The sequence below is a fragment of the Marinobacter lutaoensis genome, from assembly GCF_001981305.1.
Classification (GTDB): domain Bacteria; phylum Pseudomonadota; class Gammaproteobacteria; order Pseudomonadales; family Oleiphilaceae; genus Marinobacter; species Marinobacter lutaoensis.
Genome location: NZ_MSCW01000005.1, coordinates 272,907 through 290,235, shown reverse-complemented (window position 1 = coordinate 290,235; position 17,329 = coordinate 272,907). Strand labels below are relative to the sequence as shown.

The window sequence follows — 17,329 nt, the reverse complement described above, 5'->3', positions numbered from 1 at the left end:
TCTGGATCAAATGGTCCAAATTAGAGCGCTTGGTTTGATGGCAGGCACAAATTGGGGGCGGGGGGCAGGGCGCGGAAACCGCGCCTCAGGTCCGGGGGCGAATGCCGTCGAGAATCAGGGTTTCCAGGCTGTTCAGGGTTTCCTGGAAAAACGCCGGATCTTCCAGGGTCTTGCCGGCAACGGCTTCCACCTGAACACGGAAATCCGCGTAGTGCTGGGTGGTGGCCCAGAGGGTGAAAATCAGGTGGTAGGGCTCGATCGGCGCGATCTTACCCTGGTCGATCCAGGAGCGGATGACCGCGATCTTGTTTTCCACCAGGTCGTGCAGGGGCTGTTGCAGCTCGGTCAGCATCAGCGGCGCGCCCTGCATCACTTCCATGCAGAACAGACGGGATTCGGCGGGGTGGTCCCGGGAAAACTCCAGTTTCACCCGGAGGTAGTCGCGGATTGCCACCACCGGGTCCTGTTCCTCGGTAAAGGCCCGCAGCGGTTTCAGCCAGAGGTCCAGCAGGTTGCGCAACACGCTGACATACAGCTCTTCCTTGCTGCTGAAGTAATAGAAGAGGTTGGTCTTGGAAACATCGGCCAGGCTGGCGATCTGATCAATGCTGGTGCCGTGCAGGCCGTATTGGGAAAAGGCTGCCAGGGCCGCCTCCAGTATCGCGCCCCGTTTCATCTCGGTATTGCGCATGCGGCGTTTCATGGACGCGGCGGTGGGCACGCGCTGCGGTTTTCTCGGGTTGGCCTTGGCGGATTCCCTGCCTCTTCTTGTAACACTCACGCGTTTCTCCACTGGATAAACCGGAGGCACATTCTAACACCGGATTTCCTCATGAATAGGCCTGAGGCCACCACCGCCGGCGCTGCCCCAAAAATGCCCGTCCTGCACAAACCAAGTGCTCTAAAACAGACCAAATGGTCTGAAAAAATTCCTGAAAATTTCATAACGAATTGAATTATATGCATTTAACCGATGTTGGCCGGCGCTGTGCTTTGGTCGGGGTGACGGTTAGCGCACCGTGACAACCCGGTGCCGCCACGACGCAGAAACTGTTAAGGGGAAACAGATGAACGAGCAGATGAACATCGGAGTCTTCATTCCTATCGGCAACAACGGCTGGTTGATTTCCAAGAACGCGCCCCAGTACATGCCGACGTTCGAACTGAATAAGGAAATCACCCAGAAGGCCGAGAGCTACGGCTTCGACTTCGCCTTGTCGATGATCAAGCTGCGCGGCTTCGGGGGTGAAACCCAGTTCTGGGAGCACAACCTGGAGTCGTTCACGCTGATGGCCGGCCTGGCCGCCGTGACCAGCAAGATCAAGCTGTTCGCCACCGCCGCGACCCTGACGCTGCCGCCGGCCATCGTGGCGCGCATGGCCTCGACCATCGACTCCATCTCCAACGGCCGCTTCGGCGTCAACCTGGTGACCGGCTGGCAAAAGCCGGAATACAGCCAGATGGGGCTCTGGCCGGGCGACGAATTTTTCGGCTCCCGTTACGAGTATCTCGGCGAGTACGCACAGGTGCTGCGGGACCTGTGGGACACTGGCCGCAGCGATTTCAAAGGCAAGTACTTTCAGATGGACGACTGTCGGGTCAGCCCGATTCCCAAGGCCGACATGAAGATCATCTGCGCTGGCCAGAGCGAGGCGGGCATGGCGTTCACCGCCAAGTACGCGGATTACAACTTCTGTTTCGGCAAGGGCGTGAACACGCCCACGGCGTTCGCACCGACCGTGGAGCGGCTGGTCCGGGCCACAGAAAACGCCAACCGGGAGGTCAGCTCGGTGGCGCTGTTTATGATCATTGCCGACAAGACCGATGAGGCCGCCCGGGCACGCTGGGAACACTACAAGGCCGGGGTCGACGAGGAAGCGGTGGCCTGGCTGGGAGAGCAGGGCGCGGCGGACAAAACCTCCAAGTCCGACACCAACATCCGGCAAATGGCCGACCCGACCTCGGCGGTGAACATCAACATGGGCACGCTGGTGGGTTCCTACGAGTCCGTGGCCCGGATGCTGGACGAAGTGGCGACGGTAAAGGGCGTCAGCGGCGTCATGCTGACCTTCGACGACTTCGTCGAGGGCATCGAGAACTTTGGCAAGTACATCCAGCCACGGATGAAGAGCCGGAGCCACGTCACCCAACAACTGGAGCAAGCGGTATGACCATCGCAACGGAAAAATCGGGGTACGCACTGAACACCGGCTCCGACGCCATGCTGGAACTGCCGGGCAAGCCGGAGCCCCTGCATCTGCGGGCCAGTGAAACGGCACTGGTGGTGGTCGATATGCAGAATGCCTACGCCACCATCGGCGGCTACCTGGACCGAGCCGGATTCGACGTGTCCGCCACCGGGCCGGTGATCCGCCAGATCCGTAAGGCCATCGCCACGGCGCGCGCCGCCGGCATGCCCGTCATCTTCTTCCAGAACGGCTGGGATCCGGACTACGTCGAGGCCGGCGGCCCAGGCTCCCCGAACTGGTACAAATCCAACGCCCTGAAGACCATGCGGCGGCAGCCGGAACTCAAGGGCAGCCTGCTGGCCAAGGGTACCTGGGACTACGACTTGGTCGACGAGCTGACGCCGCAGGCCGGCGACATCGTGATTCCCAAACCCCGCTACAGCGGCTTCTTCAACACGCCGTTTGACAGCGTGCTGCGGGCCCGGGGCATCCGCAACCTGGTGTTCACCGGCATTGCCACCAATGTCTGCGTCGAATCGACCCTGCGTGACGGCTTCTTCCTGGAGTATTTCGGGGTGGTGCTGGCCGATGCGACCCACCAGGCCGGGCCGGACTTCGTCCAGCAGGCAGCGCTGTACAACATCGAAACCTTTTTTGGCTGGGTGTCCACCACCGAAGACTTCTGCCGGACGTTCGGCCGCGCAGACGTTCCGGCCGAAACCCACGAACCCCAGGCGACCACCGCCTGACTCACGGAGACTGACCATGCCCAAGACATCCATTATTCCCGAAGGCTCCGGCAAACCGCTGGCCCCCTATGTGCCCGGCTCGATGGCCGATGGCGTGCTCTACGTCGCCGGCACCCTGCCGTTCGACAAGGACAACAATGTGGTCCATGTCGGCGATCCGGAAGCCCAGACCCGCCATGTCCTGGAAACCATCAAGGGGGTGGTGGAAGCCGCCGGTGGCACCATGGACGACGTGACCTTCAACATGATCATGATCACCGACTGGGATCACTACGGCGCGGTCAACAAGGTCTACGCCGAGTACTTCCCCGGCGAGAAACCGGCCCGCTACTGCATCCAGTGCGGCCTGGTAAAACCAGACGCGCTGGTGGAAATCGCCAGCATCGCGCACATAGGCAAATAACCATGAACGGCGCGGCAGCAATCCATTGGCAGTGCCACGGCCCCGCGACGGCGGAAACCGTGGTCCTGAGCGCCGGCCTGGGGGGTTCCGGAAACTACTGGGCCCCACAGATCCCGGCACTGGCCGAGCGCTACCGGGTGTTGGTGTACGACCACTTTGGCACCGGCCGCAGCCGGGGCGAGATTCCGGAGTTCTACACCGTCGCCGACATGGCACGGGAGCTGGAAACCGTGCTGGACGACGCGGACATCCCGGGGCCGGTCCACTTCGTTGGCCACGCCCTGGGCGGACTGATCGGGCTGGAACTGGCCCGGCGGGCACCGGAGCGGATTGGCAGCCTGCTGCTGATCAACGCCTGGGCAGAGCCCAACGCCCACACCCGACGATGCTTTTCGGTCCGGCGGAAGCTGTTGCTGAGCGCCGGGCCGGAAGCCTATCTGGAAGCCCAGCCGCTGTTCCTGTACCCGCCGGTTTGGATCGCCGAACACAGCGAGCATCTGGAACAGGAGCAGACCTATCTGCTGGCGAGCTTTCCGCCCCGGGACAATCTGCTGCGACGGATGGCGGCCCTGCAGGCCTGGCAACCGGCACCGGCGGAGCTGGCCCAGATCCGTGCCCACGCCCTGGTGCTCGCCACCCGCGACGATGCCCTGGTGCCCTGGACCTGTTCCCAGAAACTGGCGGCGCGGCTGCCCAACTCCAGCGTGCGGCTGCTGCCCACCGGCGGCCATGCGGTCAACGTCACCGAACCGGACCGGGTCAACGCCCTGGTACTGGACCACCTGCGCCGGCACCGCTTGCCGGCAACCGACCGGATCACCCAGGAGGCCCTATGAGTCAACCCTTGGCTACCCCCGTCCTCGGCCAGCTGTTCACCGAGGCCCGCACCCACAACGGCTGGCAGGACCGCCCTGTCAGCGATGACACCCTGCGCCAGCTGTACGATCTCGTAAAGATGGGCCCGACCTCCGCCAACTGCGGCCCGGCCCGCTTCGTGTTTGTCCGCACCGCCGAAGGCAAGGCAAAGCTGGAGCCGTGCCTGTCCAGTGGCAACCGGGACAAAACCCTGAGCGCACCGGTCACCGTGATCGTAGCCTACGACGAGACCTTCTACGAGCGCCTGCCGGAACTGTTCCCCCACGGCGACGCCCGTAGCTGGTTCACCAGCAGCCCGGAACTGGCCCATGAAACGGCCTTCCGGAACAGTTCGATGCAAGCGGCCTACCTGATCCTCGCGGCCCGCGCCCTGGGCCTGGATACCGGCCCCATGTCCGGGTTCGACCCGGACAAGGTCAACGAAACCTTCTTTGCCGGCACACCCTGGAAAGTGAATCTCTTGATCAACCTCGGCCACGGCGATCCCACGCGCCTTTACGGCCGGCTGCCCCGGCTGGACTTCGACGATGCCTGTCGCCTGGCCTGAAAAGGAGAGAACCATGAAATCCCAAGCACAACTGCGTGACATCGTGAACCTGCCGCCGCTGGTGGACAAGCAGACTTTCCGGAATGCCATGTCGACCCTGGCGGCCGCCGTCAATGTGGTAACCACCGACGGCCCCGGTGGCCGGGCCGGCTTTACCGCCACCGCGGTCTGCAGCGTCTGCGACGAGCCGCCGACACTGCTGGTGTGCCTCAACCGGGGCTCCTCGGTGTACAACGTGTTCAGCCGCAACGACGTGCTGTGCGTGAACACCCTGGCCGATCACCAGTCGGAGCTGTCCAACCGGTTCGGCGGCAAGAGCCCCATGGCAGAGCGTTTCGCCGCCGCCGAGTGGGGCCAGTCGGTCACCGGAGCGCCGGTTCTGGAAGACGCCCTGATCAACTTCGACTGCTACATCCGCAAACGGGTGAACGTGGGAACCCACGAAATCCTGTTCTGCGAGATTGCATCGGTGCGCCAGCGGGACGAAGCCGGCAGTCTGGTGTACTTCGGCCGGGGTTACCACCAGCTGAAGCTGCCGGCGTGAACACTGCGGGTGCTCGGGACGAAAGCCCGGCACCCGCCCGACAAAAGTCGCTTCGACAGGGTAATCGCCTTGCGGGATACTGCCAGTTATAGGTTCTGGCACAACAACATCCAACGCAACCCTGGAGGCAGACATGACGGAAACCGCGGAATCACGAATCAAGGTGTCCCGGGACAACGGCGTCACCACGGTGACCCTGAACCAGCCGGAGCGGCGCAACAGCCTCTCCATGGCGATGCTGGAAACCCTGTCCGAGGTGCTGGCGTCGCTGGCCACGGACGCCGATACCCGGGTGGTGGTACTGGCCGGCGAGGGCCGGGTGTTCTGCGCCGGGCATGACCTGAAGGAAATCCGCGAACAGTTCGACCGGCACGAGTTCCAGCTGGCCTTGTTCGAGCGCTGCAGTGCGGTCATGCAGCAGATCGTACACCTGCCCAAGCCGGTGATCGCACGGGTGGCGGGCGTGGCCACCGCGGCCGGCTGCCAGCTGGTGGCGTCCTGCGACCTGGCCGTGGCGGCGGACACGGCGCGCTTCGCGACGCCGGGCGTCAATATCGGCCTGTTCTGCTCCACGCCGATGGTGGCGCTGTCCCGCAATGTGTCCCGTAAGCATGCCATGGAAATGTTGCTGACCGGCGAGATGATCAGCGCCTCCCGGGCCGAGGAAATCGGGCTGGTGAACCGGGTGGTGGACGAGCAGGTGCTGGACGACACCGTCTACCGGCTGGCCCGCACCATCGCCGACAAATCCTCCCACACCCTGCGCATTGGCAAGGAGGCCTTCTACCGGCAGCTGGATATGCCACTGGCCGAGGCCTACGACTACACCGCGAAGGTGATGGCGGACAATCTCCAGGCAGACGACGCCCAGGAAGGGATCTGCGCGTTTCTGGACAAGCGGACGCCGGAGTGGAAGGACCGCTAGCGGTGACAGTCGTCGCCCAGCCGCAGCCGGTCACCCACCTCGATCTGGTTCGCCTGGTAAAACCCAGCGTTCATCTCCACCGCGGACCAGTAGGGTACCCCGGCAGGGTAGGTGGGGCAGCCGGCGCTGTCGCCGGCCAGGCAGGGAATCATGGAGCGGATTCTCAGGATGTGGTCCTGGCGATCGAGAAAGGCAATGTCGAGGGGAAGGCGGGTCCGGTACATCCAGAACCCCTGACTCGGTGAGCGCTCCTCTGGATAGCGGAACAGCATGCCGTGATTCGCCGGCAGCTCGCTCCGGCCCATCAGACCGACCCGGCGCTGCTCCGGCGTGCTGGCCAGTTCCAGCACCACCGGCACGGTCCGGGCGCCGGCGACGAAGCAGGCCGGCACCACCGGCCACTCCGATTGCGAGGAAACCGTACCGGTGCGACAGCCGGCCAGCAGCGCCAGTGCCAGCGCCGGGAACAGAAGGCGTGCGCGCCGGTTTCGGTTCATGTGCGCAGCCGGTAGCCGGTGCGGAAAATCCAGGACACGATGCCCACGCAAATGGCCAGGAACACCAGGGTCATCGCCACGCTGATGCCCACGTGCACGTCCGAGACACCGTAAAAGGCCCAGCGGAAACCGCTGATCAGATACACCACCGGATTGAACAGGCTGATGGTCTGCCACACCTCCGGCAGCATGTCGATGGAGTAGAAGGTCCCCCCCAGGAACACCAGCGGGGTCACGATCATCATCGGCACGATCTGGAGCTTCTCGAAACCGTCGGCCCAAATACCGATGATGAAACCGAACAGGCTGAAGGTCACCGAGGTGAGCACCAGGAACGACAACATCCAGAGCGGATGGAGAATGGCGTAGTCCACGAAGAAGCGGGCGGTGATCAGGATGATCAGCCCCAGAATGGTGGACTTGGTCGCCGCCGCGCCAACGTACCCGACCACCACTTCCAGGTAGGAGACCGGCGCCGACAGCACCTCGTAGATGGTACCGGAAAAGCGGGGCATGTAGATTCCGAAGGCGGCGTTGGAGATGCTCTGCATGAGCAGGGTCAGCATCACCAGGCCAGGGATGATGTAGGCGCCATAGCTGATGCTGTTGATGTCACCCATGCGCGAGCCGATCGCCGAGCCGAACACCACGAAGTACAGGCAGGTGGAAATGACCGGCGACAGCACGCTCTGCATCACCGTGCGTTTCATCCGGGCCATTTCGAACAGGTAGATTGCGCGAATACCGTGAAGGTTCATGAAGGTCTCCGTAGCGGGAACACTATTCGTGGACCAGTCCGACGAAAATTTCTTCCAGGGAGCTTTCCCGGGTCTGTAGGTCCCGATACTCAATGCCCAGGTCGCCCAGCGTGCGCAGCAGGCGGGCAACGCCGGCCTGTTCCTGCTGGGAGTCGAAGGTGAAGATCAGCTCCCAGCCGTCGTTCGCCAGTTCCACCGGTTCCAGGGTAAGTTCGCCGGGAATCCGGTCAAGCCGTTGCTGCAGTTGCAGGCGCAGCTCCTTCTTGCCCAGCTTGGTCATCAGCCGCGTCTTGTCTTCCACCAGGATGATTTCCCCCTGCCGGATGACGCCGATGCGGTCGGCCATCTCCTCGGCTTCCTCAATGTAGTGGGTGGTCAGGATGATGGTCACGCCGCTTTCCCGCAACTTGCGAACCATCTCCCACATATCCCGGCGCAGTTCCACGTCAACGCCGGCGGTGGGTTCGTCCAGGAACAGGATGCGGGGTTCATGGGACAGCGCCTTGGCGATCATCACCCGGCGTTTCATGCCACCGGACAGGGACATGATGCGGTTGTTGCGCTTGTCCCAGAGCGAGAGCGCCTTGAGCACCCGCTCGATATGGCCCGGGTCCGGCGCCTTGCCGAACAGTCCCCGGCTGAAGGAAACCGCGTCCCAGACGGTCTCGAAGGCATCCGTGCTCAGTTCCTGGGGCACCAGCCCGATCAGCGAGCGGGCCTTGCGATAGTCCTTGACGATATCGTAGCCGCCGGCGCGAACCTCGCCGCTGGTTTTGTTGACGATGCCGCAGATGATGCTGATCAGAGTGGTCTTGCCGGCCCCGTTCGGGCCCAGCAGCGCGAAGATCTCGCCCGGATGGATTTCCAGGTTGATGTCCTTGAGGGCCTGGAACCCGCCGGCGTAGACCTTGTTGAGGTGCTTGACGGAGATGTCCGGTTGCACGGGCGTGTCCTGTGTCTGAGGGTGGATGGGTTCTTGGCAGGCGCAGTATTTTGTCACGACTGGGCCCGGTTGAGAAACCTTTGCCAAGCCGACGGGATTCCCCATAATGCGCCTTTGTCCTGAACGAGGTGAGGCATGTTGCGGGAAGTTTTGGTGGCGAGTGTGATTGTGGCGGTCCTAGCCGTGCTGGTGTTTGTGCCCCGGTGGCTGCGTTCACCGGAACCCGCGGCCCAGATGCCGACCTGCGACGTACTCGCCGGCCCGTGCCGCTGGCACAGTGACCAGGGTGAGTGGGTGGTCGAGGCCGAGCCGCTGGGCGAGGGGGACCAGGGCACGGAATTCCGGCTCCAGGTCCGCGCCCCGGTGGCACCGGAGCGGTTCCTGGCGGTACTGCGGGGCGAGTCCATGTACATGGGAGAGTATCCGGTACCGCTGATGCCCGACGACAAGGGTGGCTGGAACGCCCGTTTCACCGCGCCCTTCTGCACCACCGGCTCGGAAATGCAGTGGCGTATTGACCTTCAGAGCGGGCAGCGGCCGGTCGGCGCCCCTCCGGCCAGGCTCACGTTCTGGGCCCGGTGAAGCCGGACCCCGTCGTCAGCAGCTGGGCAGGGTCTGCAACGCCAGCCTGCGCCGGATGAAGCGTCCCAGAGCATCGATCCCGATGTTCAGCAGGGCGGTGATCAGGATCAGCACCATCGCCCGGTCAAAACGGATGTTCTGGATCGCGCTGTCCACGTAAAAGCCCAGGGTATAGATGCCGAGAATGCCGAGAATGGCGGTCTCGCGCATGATGATTTCCCAACGGTAGAACAGAAACGCCAGAAACGGCCGGTACAGGCGGGGCACCAGCTCCCAGGCGTAACGGTGAATGCCCCGGGGCGCGTCGGGCCGGAGCCGGAGGGTATCGCTTTGCCGGCCGATCAGGTGGCCGATGATGCCCCCGTTGTGCAGCGCCAGGGCGACCACGGCGGGGAGCATGGATGGCCCCCACAGTTGCAGCAGGATATAGGCCAGCACGTATTCGGGCGTGGACCGGGCAACCACCAGCAGGATGTGGCCGGAGGTGCGCCGAACCGGCCCGCCGAAATGGCGGGAAATCAGCGGAAAGGACAACAAGGCCAGCAGTCCCGTGGCCACCAGGGCGATCTGCGTGAGCAGGACGGTGTTCCAGATCCCCGGCAAGGCTTCGTTCAGGAACAGGTCACCCAGCCACGACAGCAGCCCGCCCACCCCCTCACCGTGCCGCAGGGGCGCGGGAACGATGTCCTCGGTGAAGAAACGCTCGACGTTGCCCCAGACAATCGGAAACCCTTCGCCCAGGAAAAACGGCGCCGCCACCAGGTACACGGGCAGCAGTTTCGGCCGTACCCACAGGGGGATGGCCGCGATCAGTACGTAAAACAGAATCAGGACGGCGCCGGCGTCGGAGTACAGCCCCTGGGAAAAGGACGTTTCCAGATAGAAGCCCAGCGTCGGCAGGCCCACGAACCCCAGGATGGCGCTGGACCGCAGGCCACATTCCAGGCGATAGGCGGTGTAGGTTCGCAGCTGGGCCCAGCAGTCCGGGATGCGGGCATAAACAAAGGCGGCGACCACGCCGGTGCCGGGGGGCAGCAGACGGTAGGGTTCCGGGTCCGCTTCATCGAGGATCTCGGCGTACACCTTGGCGAAAATACCGGTGTAGGGAATGGCGATGGCCAACACCCCAGTGAGCGGATGGAAGCCGAAGAACTGTAGGAAGATCAGCGCCCAGAACAGCTCGTGGATGGCGCGGATGAAGGCGCAGAACACCCGGACCGGCCCATGGCGGTAGAGCAGGGCCAGCAGGAACCCGCTCAGACTGCCGAGCGCCACCCCGACGAAAGCGAAGGACACGGTTCGCAACAGCGCTGTCAGCAGGCCCTCGGAGCTGAAAAAATTGGGGGTGACCACACCCAGGAAAAAATTGCCCAGATCCCGCCAGGGGTTGGAGGCGGTGATGCTGATATCGGCCAGCAGCAGCCCGACCAAGGCCAGGGCCACGAACAGCAGGCTCAGTCGTACGGTCGGGTAGGAGAACATGCCCGGACGTTCCTCAGTACAGGGACATGATGTCCGAGGCGGACAGCCGGTCGGCGCCGGCGTCCAGGGCGATGCCGCCATCCTGAATGCCGACGATCCGGTTGCAGTAAGCCAGCGCCAGGTCCACGTCGTGCAGGGCAATGACGCTGGTTTCAAACCGGTCCCGGAGCAGGGCCATGACTTGGTGCGCCATCGGCCCGTCCAGCGCCGACACCGGCTCGTCGGCCAGCAACAACGGTGCGCCCCGGTAAAGGGCGCGGGCAATGGCGACCCGCTGGCGCTGGCCACCGGACAGAGCCGCCGCCGGCGTCCAGAGTTTCTCCGCCAGATGCAAGTCGGCCAGCAGCGCCCGCACCGCTTCCCGGTCCGCCCTGAACGGCCGCACCAGCGTCAGTAGGCTGTACCAGGTCGCGTGCCGGTCGAGCCGGCCCATGAACACGTTGTGGAACACCGGCAGGGCGTTGACCAGCCCCAGCTCCTGGGGCACCAGGGCGGAGGCGCGGCCCACCCGCTCATGGATCAGGCGGATGAGGGTGGACTTGCCCGCGCCGCTTTTACCCACCAGCGCCACCTTCTCACCGGGTTGCACCCTCAGGGCGAGCGGGCCCAGGACCCGCTCGCCGCCGAAGGACGCGGTCAGGCCGGAAAGGTCAAACGCCGACATCAGTCCAGAATTCCGATCGCTTCGGCCGTCTCGCGGATGGGTTCGTAATCGTCGTTGGACGCGGGCACGAATCCGGAACGGGGGAAGCTTTTCAGCAACTCCGGGTCATCCAGGTCGAGCAGCGCCTGCCGGACTTTCGCCTTGAACCCCTCGCCAAAGCGCTGGTCAACGTCGCCACGGATGGTCCACTGGTAGTCCGGGTAGGGCGGTGTCTGCCAGATGACTCGCACCGCGGATTCGTCGATGTTGCCGTCTTCCAGTTCCTTCTGCCAGACCTGGAAGTTGAGCGCGCCCACCTGATAGGTGCCCGCCTCCACCAAGCGCAGGGTCCGGGTGTGGTTACCGCTGAAGCCCACCCGGTCGAATACGTCCTCGGGCGAGGTGCCAAAGGCTTGGCGCAGGAAGAACTCGGGCATCAGGCGGCCGGAGGTGGACCCCTTCGAACCGAAGGTGAAGGTCTTGCCACGCAGACTGTCCGTCAGTTCCTTTAGATCCTGGGCCGGCGCAATGCCGGTACTGGTGTTGGCAATGAAATAGGTCTGGAAGGCCTGATCCTCCACCCCCTGGGCGAGGGCCTCGGACCCCGGGACCAGCCGGCGGGCCTGGACGCCGGACAGGCCGCCAAACCAGGCCAGCTGCACCTGATTGTTGCGAAACGCAGAGACGGCGGCGGCATAGGACTTCACCGGAATGTAGCGAACCTCCACATTCAGTTGTTCCGACAGATAGTCGGCAACCCCGCGAAAACGCTCGATCAGCTTGGTTTCGTCCTCATCCGGAATGGCGGTGAAGACGAAGGTCTCGGCCCAGACGGCCGAACTCGCAAGCAGCAACAGTGCGGACGCGATGACTTTCCGTATCGTGGTCAATGACATTGTGAAACCCTGTTCTGGTTAATGGGGAAGGGTGCACAGGATACCCGGATTTACCGGAACCCTGAACCGTCGGAAGCCGGGCCCGGTTCACCGAGACGGTTACCCGGGCCCGGCTCCGGAGGTCTAGCCACAGAGACGGATCGGCTCGATAGCGCCCTGGCGCTCCTGGGCCAGCACCTGCCCGATGATCGCGGTGTTCGGGTAGCCCAGGGCTTTGAGCTCCCGGACACAGGCTTCGGCGTTTGCCTTTGGCACGCCGGCCAACAGGCCGCCGGCGGTCTGCGGATCGAACAGCAGCGGATAGCGCGGGTGCTCGCGCCAGCGGGCCTGGTCGCGGATGCCCCGGCGCAGCCGGACATTGGCCGGTTGCAACGAACTCAGGATGCCGGCGGCCACGGTTTCTTCCGCCCCCGGCAGTACCGGAATGGCGGACAGCGACAGTTCGGCGTCGACTCCGGAGGGCCGGGTCATCTCGATCAGGTGGCCCAGCAGACCGAAACCGGTGACATCGGTACAGGCCCGGGCACCATGGCGCCGCAAGCAGTCGGAGGCCAGCCGGCTGGATTGCACCATCGAGGCGAGCGCGGTGTCGATCCAGCGCCCCTTGGCGGCCAGCCGGGCATGAGCGGCCAGCAGGGTTCCGGTTCCGATGGGCTTGGTCAGCACCAGCGCATCCCCGGGGCACAGTCCGGCCTTGCTCAGGATGTGGTCGGGGTCGACCAGTCCGTTGACCGCAAATCCCAGGGCCAGCTCTCGACCCTCGCCGGTGTGTCCGCCCACCAGGGCACAACCGGCATCGTTCAACACATCCACCGCCCCGGCCATCATCTGGAACACCACGTCTTCGACCTTGGCCTCAATACCATAGGGCACGGTGGCCACGGCGGTGGCGCTCTGGGCCTCGGCGCCCATGGCAAAGATGTCGCCGAGGCTGTGGTTGGCGGCGATCCGGCCAAAGACGTAGGGATCGTCGATAAAGGCGCGGAAGAAGTCCACGGTCTGCACCACCGCCTTGCCGGCGGGGACCCGCAGAACCGCGGCATCGTCGGGCGCGTGCAGGCCCACCAGAATGTCGTCCCGCTGCACGGGGCGCAGCTCGCTCAGCGCCCGAGACAACACGGTACTGCCCACCTTGGCCCCACAGCCGCCGCAGCGCATGGCGACGGCGGACAGAGCCTGAGCCGCTTCCTCACGGCTGCGGGCAGCGGCGGTGTCCGGCATCGCCACCGCCTCCGGCATCGGCGGCAGTTCGGTGAACCGGCGCATGAAGCGGCGGTCAATCCAGTCCTTCCAGCGCCAGACCCAGGCGCCGTGCAGTTCCAGGTCGCCCCGCGATGCCACCGCGTATCGGTCGCCGGTGCTGATCAGGGCCAGCCACCGCTTCTGGGGGCGGAAGTCCCTCGGGGCCCGGCCGGTGGCCAGACGGCGGAGGTTGTCGGCCAGTGGCGGTCCCTGGCGTACGGCGAAAACCCCGGCTTTCTCGCGCGGGTGGTGAACAACGTTGGCAATGTCGCCAGCCGCGAAGATGTTGTCGTCGGTTTCCGTTTGCAGAGTGTCCCGGACGCGGATGAAACGTCCCTCGTCCAATGCCAGCCCAGTCTGCTCCAGCCAGGCCGGGCCGCCGGCCCGGGTGACCCAGAGCACTTCGTCCACCCCCAGGCTCTGACCGGCCTCGGTACGCAGCTGGCCGGCGTCCACCTTGACCACCGGTGATCCCAGGTGGACGGTCACACCACGGTCGGCGAGCGTGCGCCGGAACACCGCGCGGACCCTGGGGTTGTGGGTGGGCAGGATATCCGCCGCCGCGTCGAACAGATGAAAGTGCAGCTGGTTCGGATCCTTGCCGCGCTGGCGCAGTTCCCTGCGCAGACGGTACTGCATGGCCAGCAACAGCTCAACACCGCCGGCGCCGGCACCCACCACGGCGATCACCAGGGGGCCGTCGTGATTTTCGACGCGGCTGAGCAGCTTGAGCCAGCGCTGGTTGAAACCGTGGATAGGCTTGACCGGCACCGTGTACTTCTCGGCGCCGTCCACGTCCGCCACCCGGGGCGAGGAGCCGATGTTGATGGACAGAAGGTCGTAGGGCACCTCGGGGCGGTTGCGGCAGACGACCCGTTGTCGGTCGCGGTCGAGCCCGATGGCTTCGTCCCGATAGAAGCGGGCGCCGGCGAACTCGGCCAGCCGGCTCAGGTCGATATGGACATCGTCGTAGCTGTAATGCCCGGCGACATAGCCGGGCAGCATGCCGGAGTAGGGGGTGTGGGTGTCCCGGCAGATGAGGGTCAGGCGGACGCCGGGGACCGGGTCCATGGCGAACCGCTTGAGAACCCCGACGTGGCTGTGCCCGCCGCCAACCAGGACAATGTCCCGTAATACAGGCTGGTCAGGCGTTCGCATCAGAGCAGTTTCTTGGCTTCAGCGGACAGCTGGCTATAACCTTTGAGGCTTTTGAATGCCTTGAGCTTTTCCCGGTCCTCGGCGGACGGGTTGGCGATCTGGTCAATGGAGGTGATACCCGCTGCCTTCATTTTCTTGGCGGTGGCCGGGCCGATGCCCTTGACCCGGGTCAGGTCGCCCTTGTCCAGCGGTTTCTTCCCGGTCTTGGCAGCGGTGGCGCTCCTGGTACCGGTCTTCGGCTTGGCGGCAGCCTTCGGTGCGGGCTTGGTGCCAGTCGGTACCGCGGCTTTGGCCTGTTCGGCCACGCTTTTCACCTCGGACTCGGCTTCCCGGGCGGCAATGCCCAACCGTTCCAGGACGGCTTTCTGGAACTCCTGAAGCTCGGTCAGGCGGCGATCGAATTCTTCGTGGAAACGCTTCATCTCACGCTCCCGGAGTTCGTTGACCTCCTTGAGTAGCTTGCGCACCGGCTCCTCGATCTGGCTTTGGAGGCTGTCGAACTGACGCAGGGCGTCGCTGATCAGGCCCTCGATCTGACTGGATGTCTTCTCGAATTCCTTGTTGACCTTCTTGACGATCTTATCGACGCTCGGTTTGGCTTTCTTTGCCATGGATTGTCTCCTTACGGACGGGGGGTGAAACGCTGCGCCACCGGTCAGGCCATTTGCCGGAAGCCGGAAATTGGGGAACGGCGTGACTTCAGGGTCAGTTTTCGCGACAGGACCTCGCGAATCCTTGTGAGCTTTTCGGATAGGGGGGAATTTGGGTCAAACTCCACAAAATCAATGGAATAAAAGAAATTGCTACAGTGCTTTCGACGTTCCGTCACCAGGCCGGAAACCCCTTCGGCGCGGATTTCCTCGAAGGGCATGTCCATAACCAGATCCAGCACCAGGGTATCGCCGGGGTTGAACACCTTGTCGGTCTTCATCACACAACCGTAGCCGTCCAGCTCGAACAGGGAGGCTTCAACAATTTCCTTGCGAAAGAGCCCATGCCTGACCCGGAACCGGGCCGTTAGATCGGGAAGTGCTTCGTTCATGAATGACGTTCTCTGATGATATCCCTATCCACTGCAGCCGGCCCACCGGTCGGGCGACTTGGATAATGGTTAAACAATAGACACTCTTCGATGAATTGACAATGTCATCAGTGTCCTACACCAAAACCCTGAAGCGGCACATCAACTGCCGCCGTGCACCGGCGCCAGCAGCTCGACCCGATACAGGTCGGCGCGGCGGTCCTTCAGGTTGTTGACGGAGCCTTCGTTGCGCACCAGTTTCAGTTTTGCCAGATCCATGTCCGAGAACATGATCATCTCGGTATTGGGGGTGGTTTCGGCCATGACCGCGTCGTGGGGGAAGGCAAAGTCCGACGGCGAGAAGACCGATGACTGGGCATACTGGACGTCGAGGTTTTCCACCTTCGGCAGGTTGCCGACGCTGCCGGTGATCACCACGTAGCACTCGTTCTCGATGGCCCGGGCCTGGGCGCAGTGCCGGACCCGGAGGTAGCCGTTCTTGGTGTCCGTCCAGAACGGAACACAGATGATGTCCACTCCCTGGTTTGCCGCAATCCGCCCAAGCTCCGGGAATTCGATGTCGTAGCAGATCAGGATGGCCACCCGCCCGGCATCGGTTTCAAACACCTGGAACTTGTTGCCGCCCTCGATGACCCAGTCCCGCCGTTCGTGGGGCGTGATGTGGATCTTGCGCTGTTCGTCCACCCGACCGTCACGGTGGCACAGGTAGGAAACGTTGAACAGCCGGTCGTTTTCCAGCAGTGGCATGGAGCCGGTGATGATGTTGATGTTGTAGCTCACCGCCATTTCCGACATTTCGTTGCGGAACTGCTCGGTGAATCCGGCCAGGAAACGGATGGCCCGGGTCTGATCCACCTGGTCGGTCAGGCCCATCAGGGGCGCATTGAAGAATTCCGGGAACAGCGCGAAGTCGCTCTTGTAGTCCGACAGCGCGTCCACGAAGTATTCCACCTGCTTGAGCACTTCTTCGACCGAGCCGAACTCCCGCATCTGCCACTGGACCGCGCCCATGCGCACCTGGGTCTTCTTGGCCCGCAGCACCGGTTCCGGCGGGGTATAGAAGATGTTGCGCCATTCCAGCAAGGTGGCGTAACCCATGGATTTTTCATCTTCCGGCAGGTATTTGTGCATCAGCCGGGTCACCTGGAAATCGTTGGAGAGCTGGAAGGTCAGGATCGGGTCGTAGATTTCCTTCCGGTCCACCCGCTGAATGTACTCCTCCGGCGAGTACTGATCCTTGTACTTGTGGTAGTTGGGAATCCGGCCACCGGCGAGGATCGCCCTCAGGTTCATGGACCGGCACAGGTCCTTGCGCGCTTCGTACAGCCGGCGCCCCAGACGGTAACCCCGGTACTCCGGATGAATGAACACGTCCAGACCATACAGGGAGTCGCCGTCGGGGTTGTGCCAGATTTTCTCGTTGCGCAGGATCAGGTCGTCGTAGGTGTGGGGGTTGCTGAAGCGGTCGTAGTTGACACACACCGTCAGAGCCACCGCCACCAGTTCGCCGCAGTCCTCGATGCAGATCTGCCCGTCCGGAAACTGTTCCACCAGCGCCCTGATGGTGTCCTTGGGCCAGGCTCCGCCGATGTCCTCGTAAACCAGGTCCATCAGGGCCTGCAGCTGGTCGTAGTCGTCCAGCGTCAGGTTACGGAGGTTGAGGTGGAGTTCTTCGTGGGCCATCGAAACGCTCTCTCTTCGTCGGGCTGGGTCACGTGGGTGCCGGCAGGTGTCTGCCGGAGGTTGCGCAGAAGGAGTTTAACAGATGGCGCTAAAGACTTCGTAGCAGGGGCCGAAACAAGATATAACAGAATTTGGTCCCGAAAGTGGGTAATCTTTCGGCCCTTCCTGCA

At 63.6% G+C, this 17,329-nt stretch carries 19 protein-coding genes; 8 read left to right on the top strand and 11 right to left on the bottom strand.

Going from position 1 to position 17,329, the window contains the following annotated elements:
• Window positions 1-85: 85 nt before the first annotated feature.
• The gene (gene rutR, locus BTO32_RS07565) at window positions 86-703 is read right to left on the bottom strand and encodes an HTH-type transcriptional regulator RutR (protein WP_084206812.1); all 618 of its coding nucleotides are present in this window, start codon (window positions 701-703) and stop codon (window positions 86-88) included.
• 376 nt (window positions 704-1,079) lie between these two features.
• Between rutR and rutA the strand changes: the two genes are divergently transcribed.
• From rutA to BTO32_RS07530, 7 genes are all read left to right on the top strand, one after another.
• Window positions 1,080-2,171: a pyrimidine utilization protein A gene (gene rutA / locus BTO32_RS07560; RefSeq protein ID WP_076724159.1), complete on the top strand. Its 1,092-nt coding sequence runs from the start codon at window positions 1,080-1,082 to the stop codon at window positions 2,169-2,171.
• Complete coding sequence (gene rutB, locus BTO32_RS07555; RefSeq protein WP_076724013.1) at window positions 2,168-2,938, top strand: pyrimidine utilization protein B; 771 nt, start codon at window positions 2,168-2,170, stop codon at window positions 2,936-2,938. Before rutA ends, rutB begins: the two co-directional genes overlap by 4 nt.
• A 16-nt stretch (window positions 2,939-2,954) precedes the next feature.
• Window positions 2,955-3,341 carry a pyrimidine utilization protein C gene (gene rutC, locus BTO32_RS07550; protein WP_076724012.1) on the top strand — a complete coding sequence of 129 codons (387 nt, stop codon included), beginning with the start codon at window positions 2,955-2,957 and terminating at the stop codon, window positions 3,339-3,341.
• A gap of 20 nt (window positions 3,342-3,361) precedes the next feature.
• Window positions 3,362-4,177 carry a pyrimidine utilization protein D gene (gene rutD / locus BTO32_RS07545; RefSeq protein WP_245820305.1) on the top strand — a complete coding sequence of 272 codons (816 nt, stop codon included), beginning with the start codon at window positions 3,362-3,364 and terminating at the stop codon, window positions 4,175-4,177.
• Complete coding sequence (locus tag BTO32_RS07540) at window positions 4,174-4,764, top strand: malonic semialdehyde reductase (protein WP_076724010.1); 591 nt, start codon at window positions 4,174-4,176, stop codon at window positions 4,762-4,764. The genes rutD and BTO32_RS07540 overlap by 4 nt, the downstream gene beginning before the upstream one ends.
• 13 nt (window positions 4,765-4,777) lie before the next feature.
• The gene (rutF, locus tag BTO32_RS07535; RefSeq protein WP_076724009.1) at window positions 4,778-5,308 is read left to right on the top strand and encodes an NADH-dependent FMN reductase RutF; all 531 of its coding nucleotides are present in this window, start codon (window positions 4,778-4,780) and stop codon (window positions 5,306-5,308) included.
• A 133-nt stretch (window positions 5,309-5,441) separates the two neighbouring features.
• A complete protein-coding gene (locus tag BTO32_RS07530) occupies window positions 5,442-6,233 on the top strand; it encodes an enoyl-CoA hydratase (RefSeq protein ID WP_076724008.1) in 792 nt (263 codons plus the stop codon).
• Here BTO32_RS07530 and BTO32_RS07525 read toward each other — a convergent pair.
• From BTO32_RS07525 to BTO32_RS07515, 3 genes are read right to left on the bottom strand one after another with little or no spacing between them, the layout of a single operon-like run.
• Window positions 6,230-6,730 carry a DUF192 domain-containing protein gene (locus tag BTO32_RS07525; RefSeq protein ID WP_076724007.1) on the bottom strand — a complete coding sequence of 167 codons (501 nt, stop codon included), beginning with the start codon at window positions 6,728-6,730 and terminating at the stop codon, window positions 6,230-6,232. The genes BTO32_RS07530 and BTO32_RS07525 overlap by 4 nt on opposite strands.
• On the bottom strand, window positions 6,727-7,488 hold the full coding sequence (locus tag BTO32_RS07520; protein WP_076724006.1) for an ABC transporter permease: 762 nt from the start codon (window positions 7,486-7,488) through the stop codon (window positions 6,727-6,729). The genes BTO32_RS07525 and BTO32_RS07520 overlap by 4 nt, the downstream gene beginning before the upstream one ends.
• 22 nt (window positions 7,489-7,510) lie before the next feature.
• Complete coding sequence (locus tag BTO32_RS07515) at window positions 7,511-8,431, bottom strand: ABC transporter ATP-binding protein (RefSeq protein ID WP_076724005.1); 921 nt, start codon at window positions 8,429-8,431, stop codon at window positions 7,511-7,513.
• Between the two features lie 135 nt (window positions 8,432-8,566).
• Between BTO32_RS07515 and BTO32_RS07510 the strand changes: the two genes are divergently transcribed.
• Entirely contained in the window at window positions 8,567-9,013 is a 447-nt protein-coding gene (locus tag BTO32_RS07510; RefSeq protein ID WP_076724004.1) for a hypothetical protein, read from the top strand.
• Between the two features lie 15 nt (window positions 9,014-9,028).
• Here the strand turns inward: BTO32_RS07510 and BTO32_RS07505 are convergent, their stop codons facing one another.
• The 7 genes from BTO32_RS07505 to BTO32_RS07475 form a co-directional block, all read right to left on the bottom strand.
• Window positions 9,029-10,495: a PhnE/PtxC family ABC transporter permease gene (locus tag BTO32_RS07505; RefSeq protein WP_076724003.1), complete on the bottom strand. Its 1,467-nt coding sequence runs from the start codon at window positions 10,493-10,495 to the stop codon at window positions 9,029-9,031.
• Between the two features lie 13 nt (window positions 10,496-10,508).
• Entirely contained in the window at window positions 10,509-11,159 is a 651-nt protein-coding gene (locus BTO32_RS07500) for a phosphonate ABC transporter ATP-binding protein (protein ID WP_076724002.1), read from the bottom strand.
• A complete protein-coding gene (locus tag BTO32_RS07495) occupies window positions 11,159-12,034 on the bottom strand; it encodes a putative selenate ABC transporter substrate-binding protein (RefSeq protein WP_076724001.1) in 876 nt (291 codons plus the stop codon). Before BTO32_RS07495 ends, BTO32_RS07500 begins: the two co-directional genes overlap by 1 nt.
• A gap of 123 nt (window positions 12,035-12,157) precedes the next feature.
• The gene (gene selD, locus BTO32_RS07490) at window positions 12,158-14,434 is read right to left on the bottom strand and encodes a selenide, water dikinase SelD (RefSeq protein ID WP_076724000.1); all 2,277 of its coding nucleotides are present in this window, start codon (window positions 14,432-14,434) and stop codon (window positions 12,158-12,160) included.
• Entirely contained in the window at window positions 14,434-15,045 is a 612-nt protein-coding gene (locus BTO32_RS07485; RefSeq protein ID WP_076723999.1) for a helix-hairpin-helix domain-containing protein, read from the bottom strand. Before BTO32_RS07485 ends, selD begins: the two co-directional genes overlap by 1 nt.
• A 44-nt stretch (window positions 15,046-15,089) precedes the next feature.
• Complete coding sequence (locus tag BTO32_RS07480; RefSeq protein ID WP_076723998.1) at window positions 15,090-15,476, bottom strand: hypothetical protein; 387 nt, start codon at window positions 15,474-15,476, stop codon at window positions 15,090-15,092.
• 141 nt (window positions 15,477-15,617) lie between these two features.
• Window positions 15,618-17,159 carry a bifunctional GNAT family N-acetyltransferase/carbon-nitrogen hydrolase family protein gene (locus BTO32_RS07475; RefSeq protein WP_076723997.1) on the bottom strand — a complete coding sequence of 514 codons (1,542 nt, stop codon included), beginning with the start codon at window positions 17,157-17,159 and terminating at the stop codon, window positions 15,618-15,620.
• Window positions 17,160-17,329: the final 170 nt, after the last annotated feature.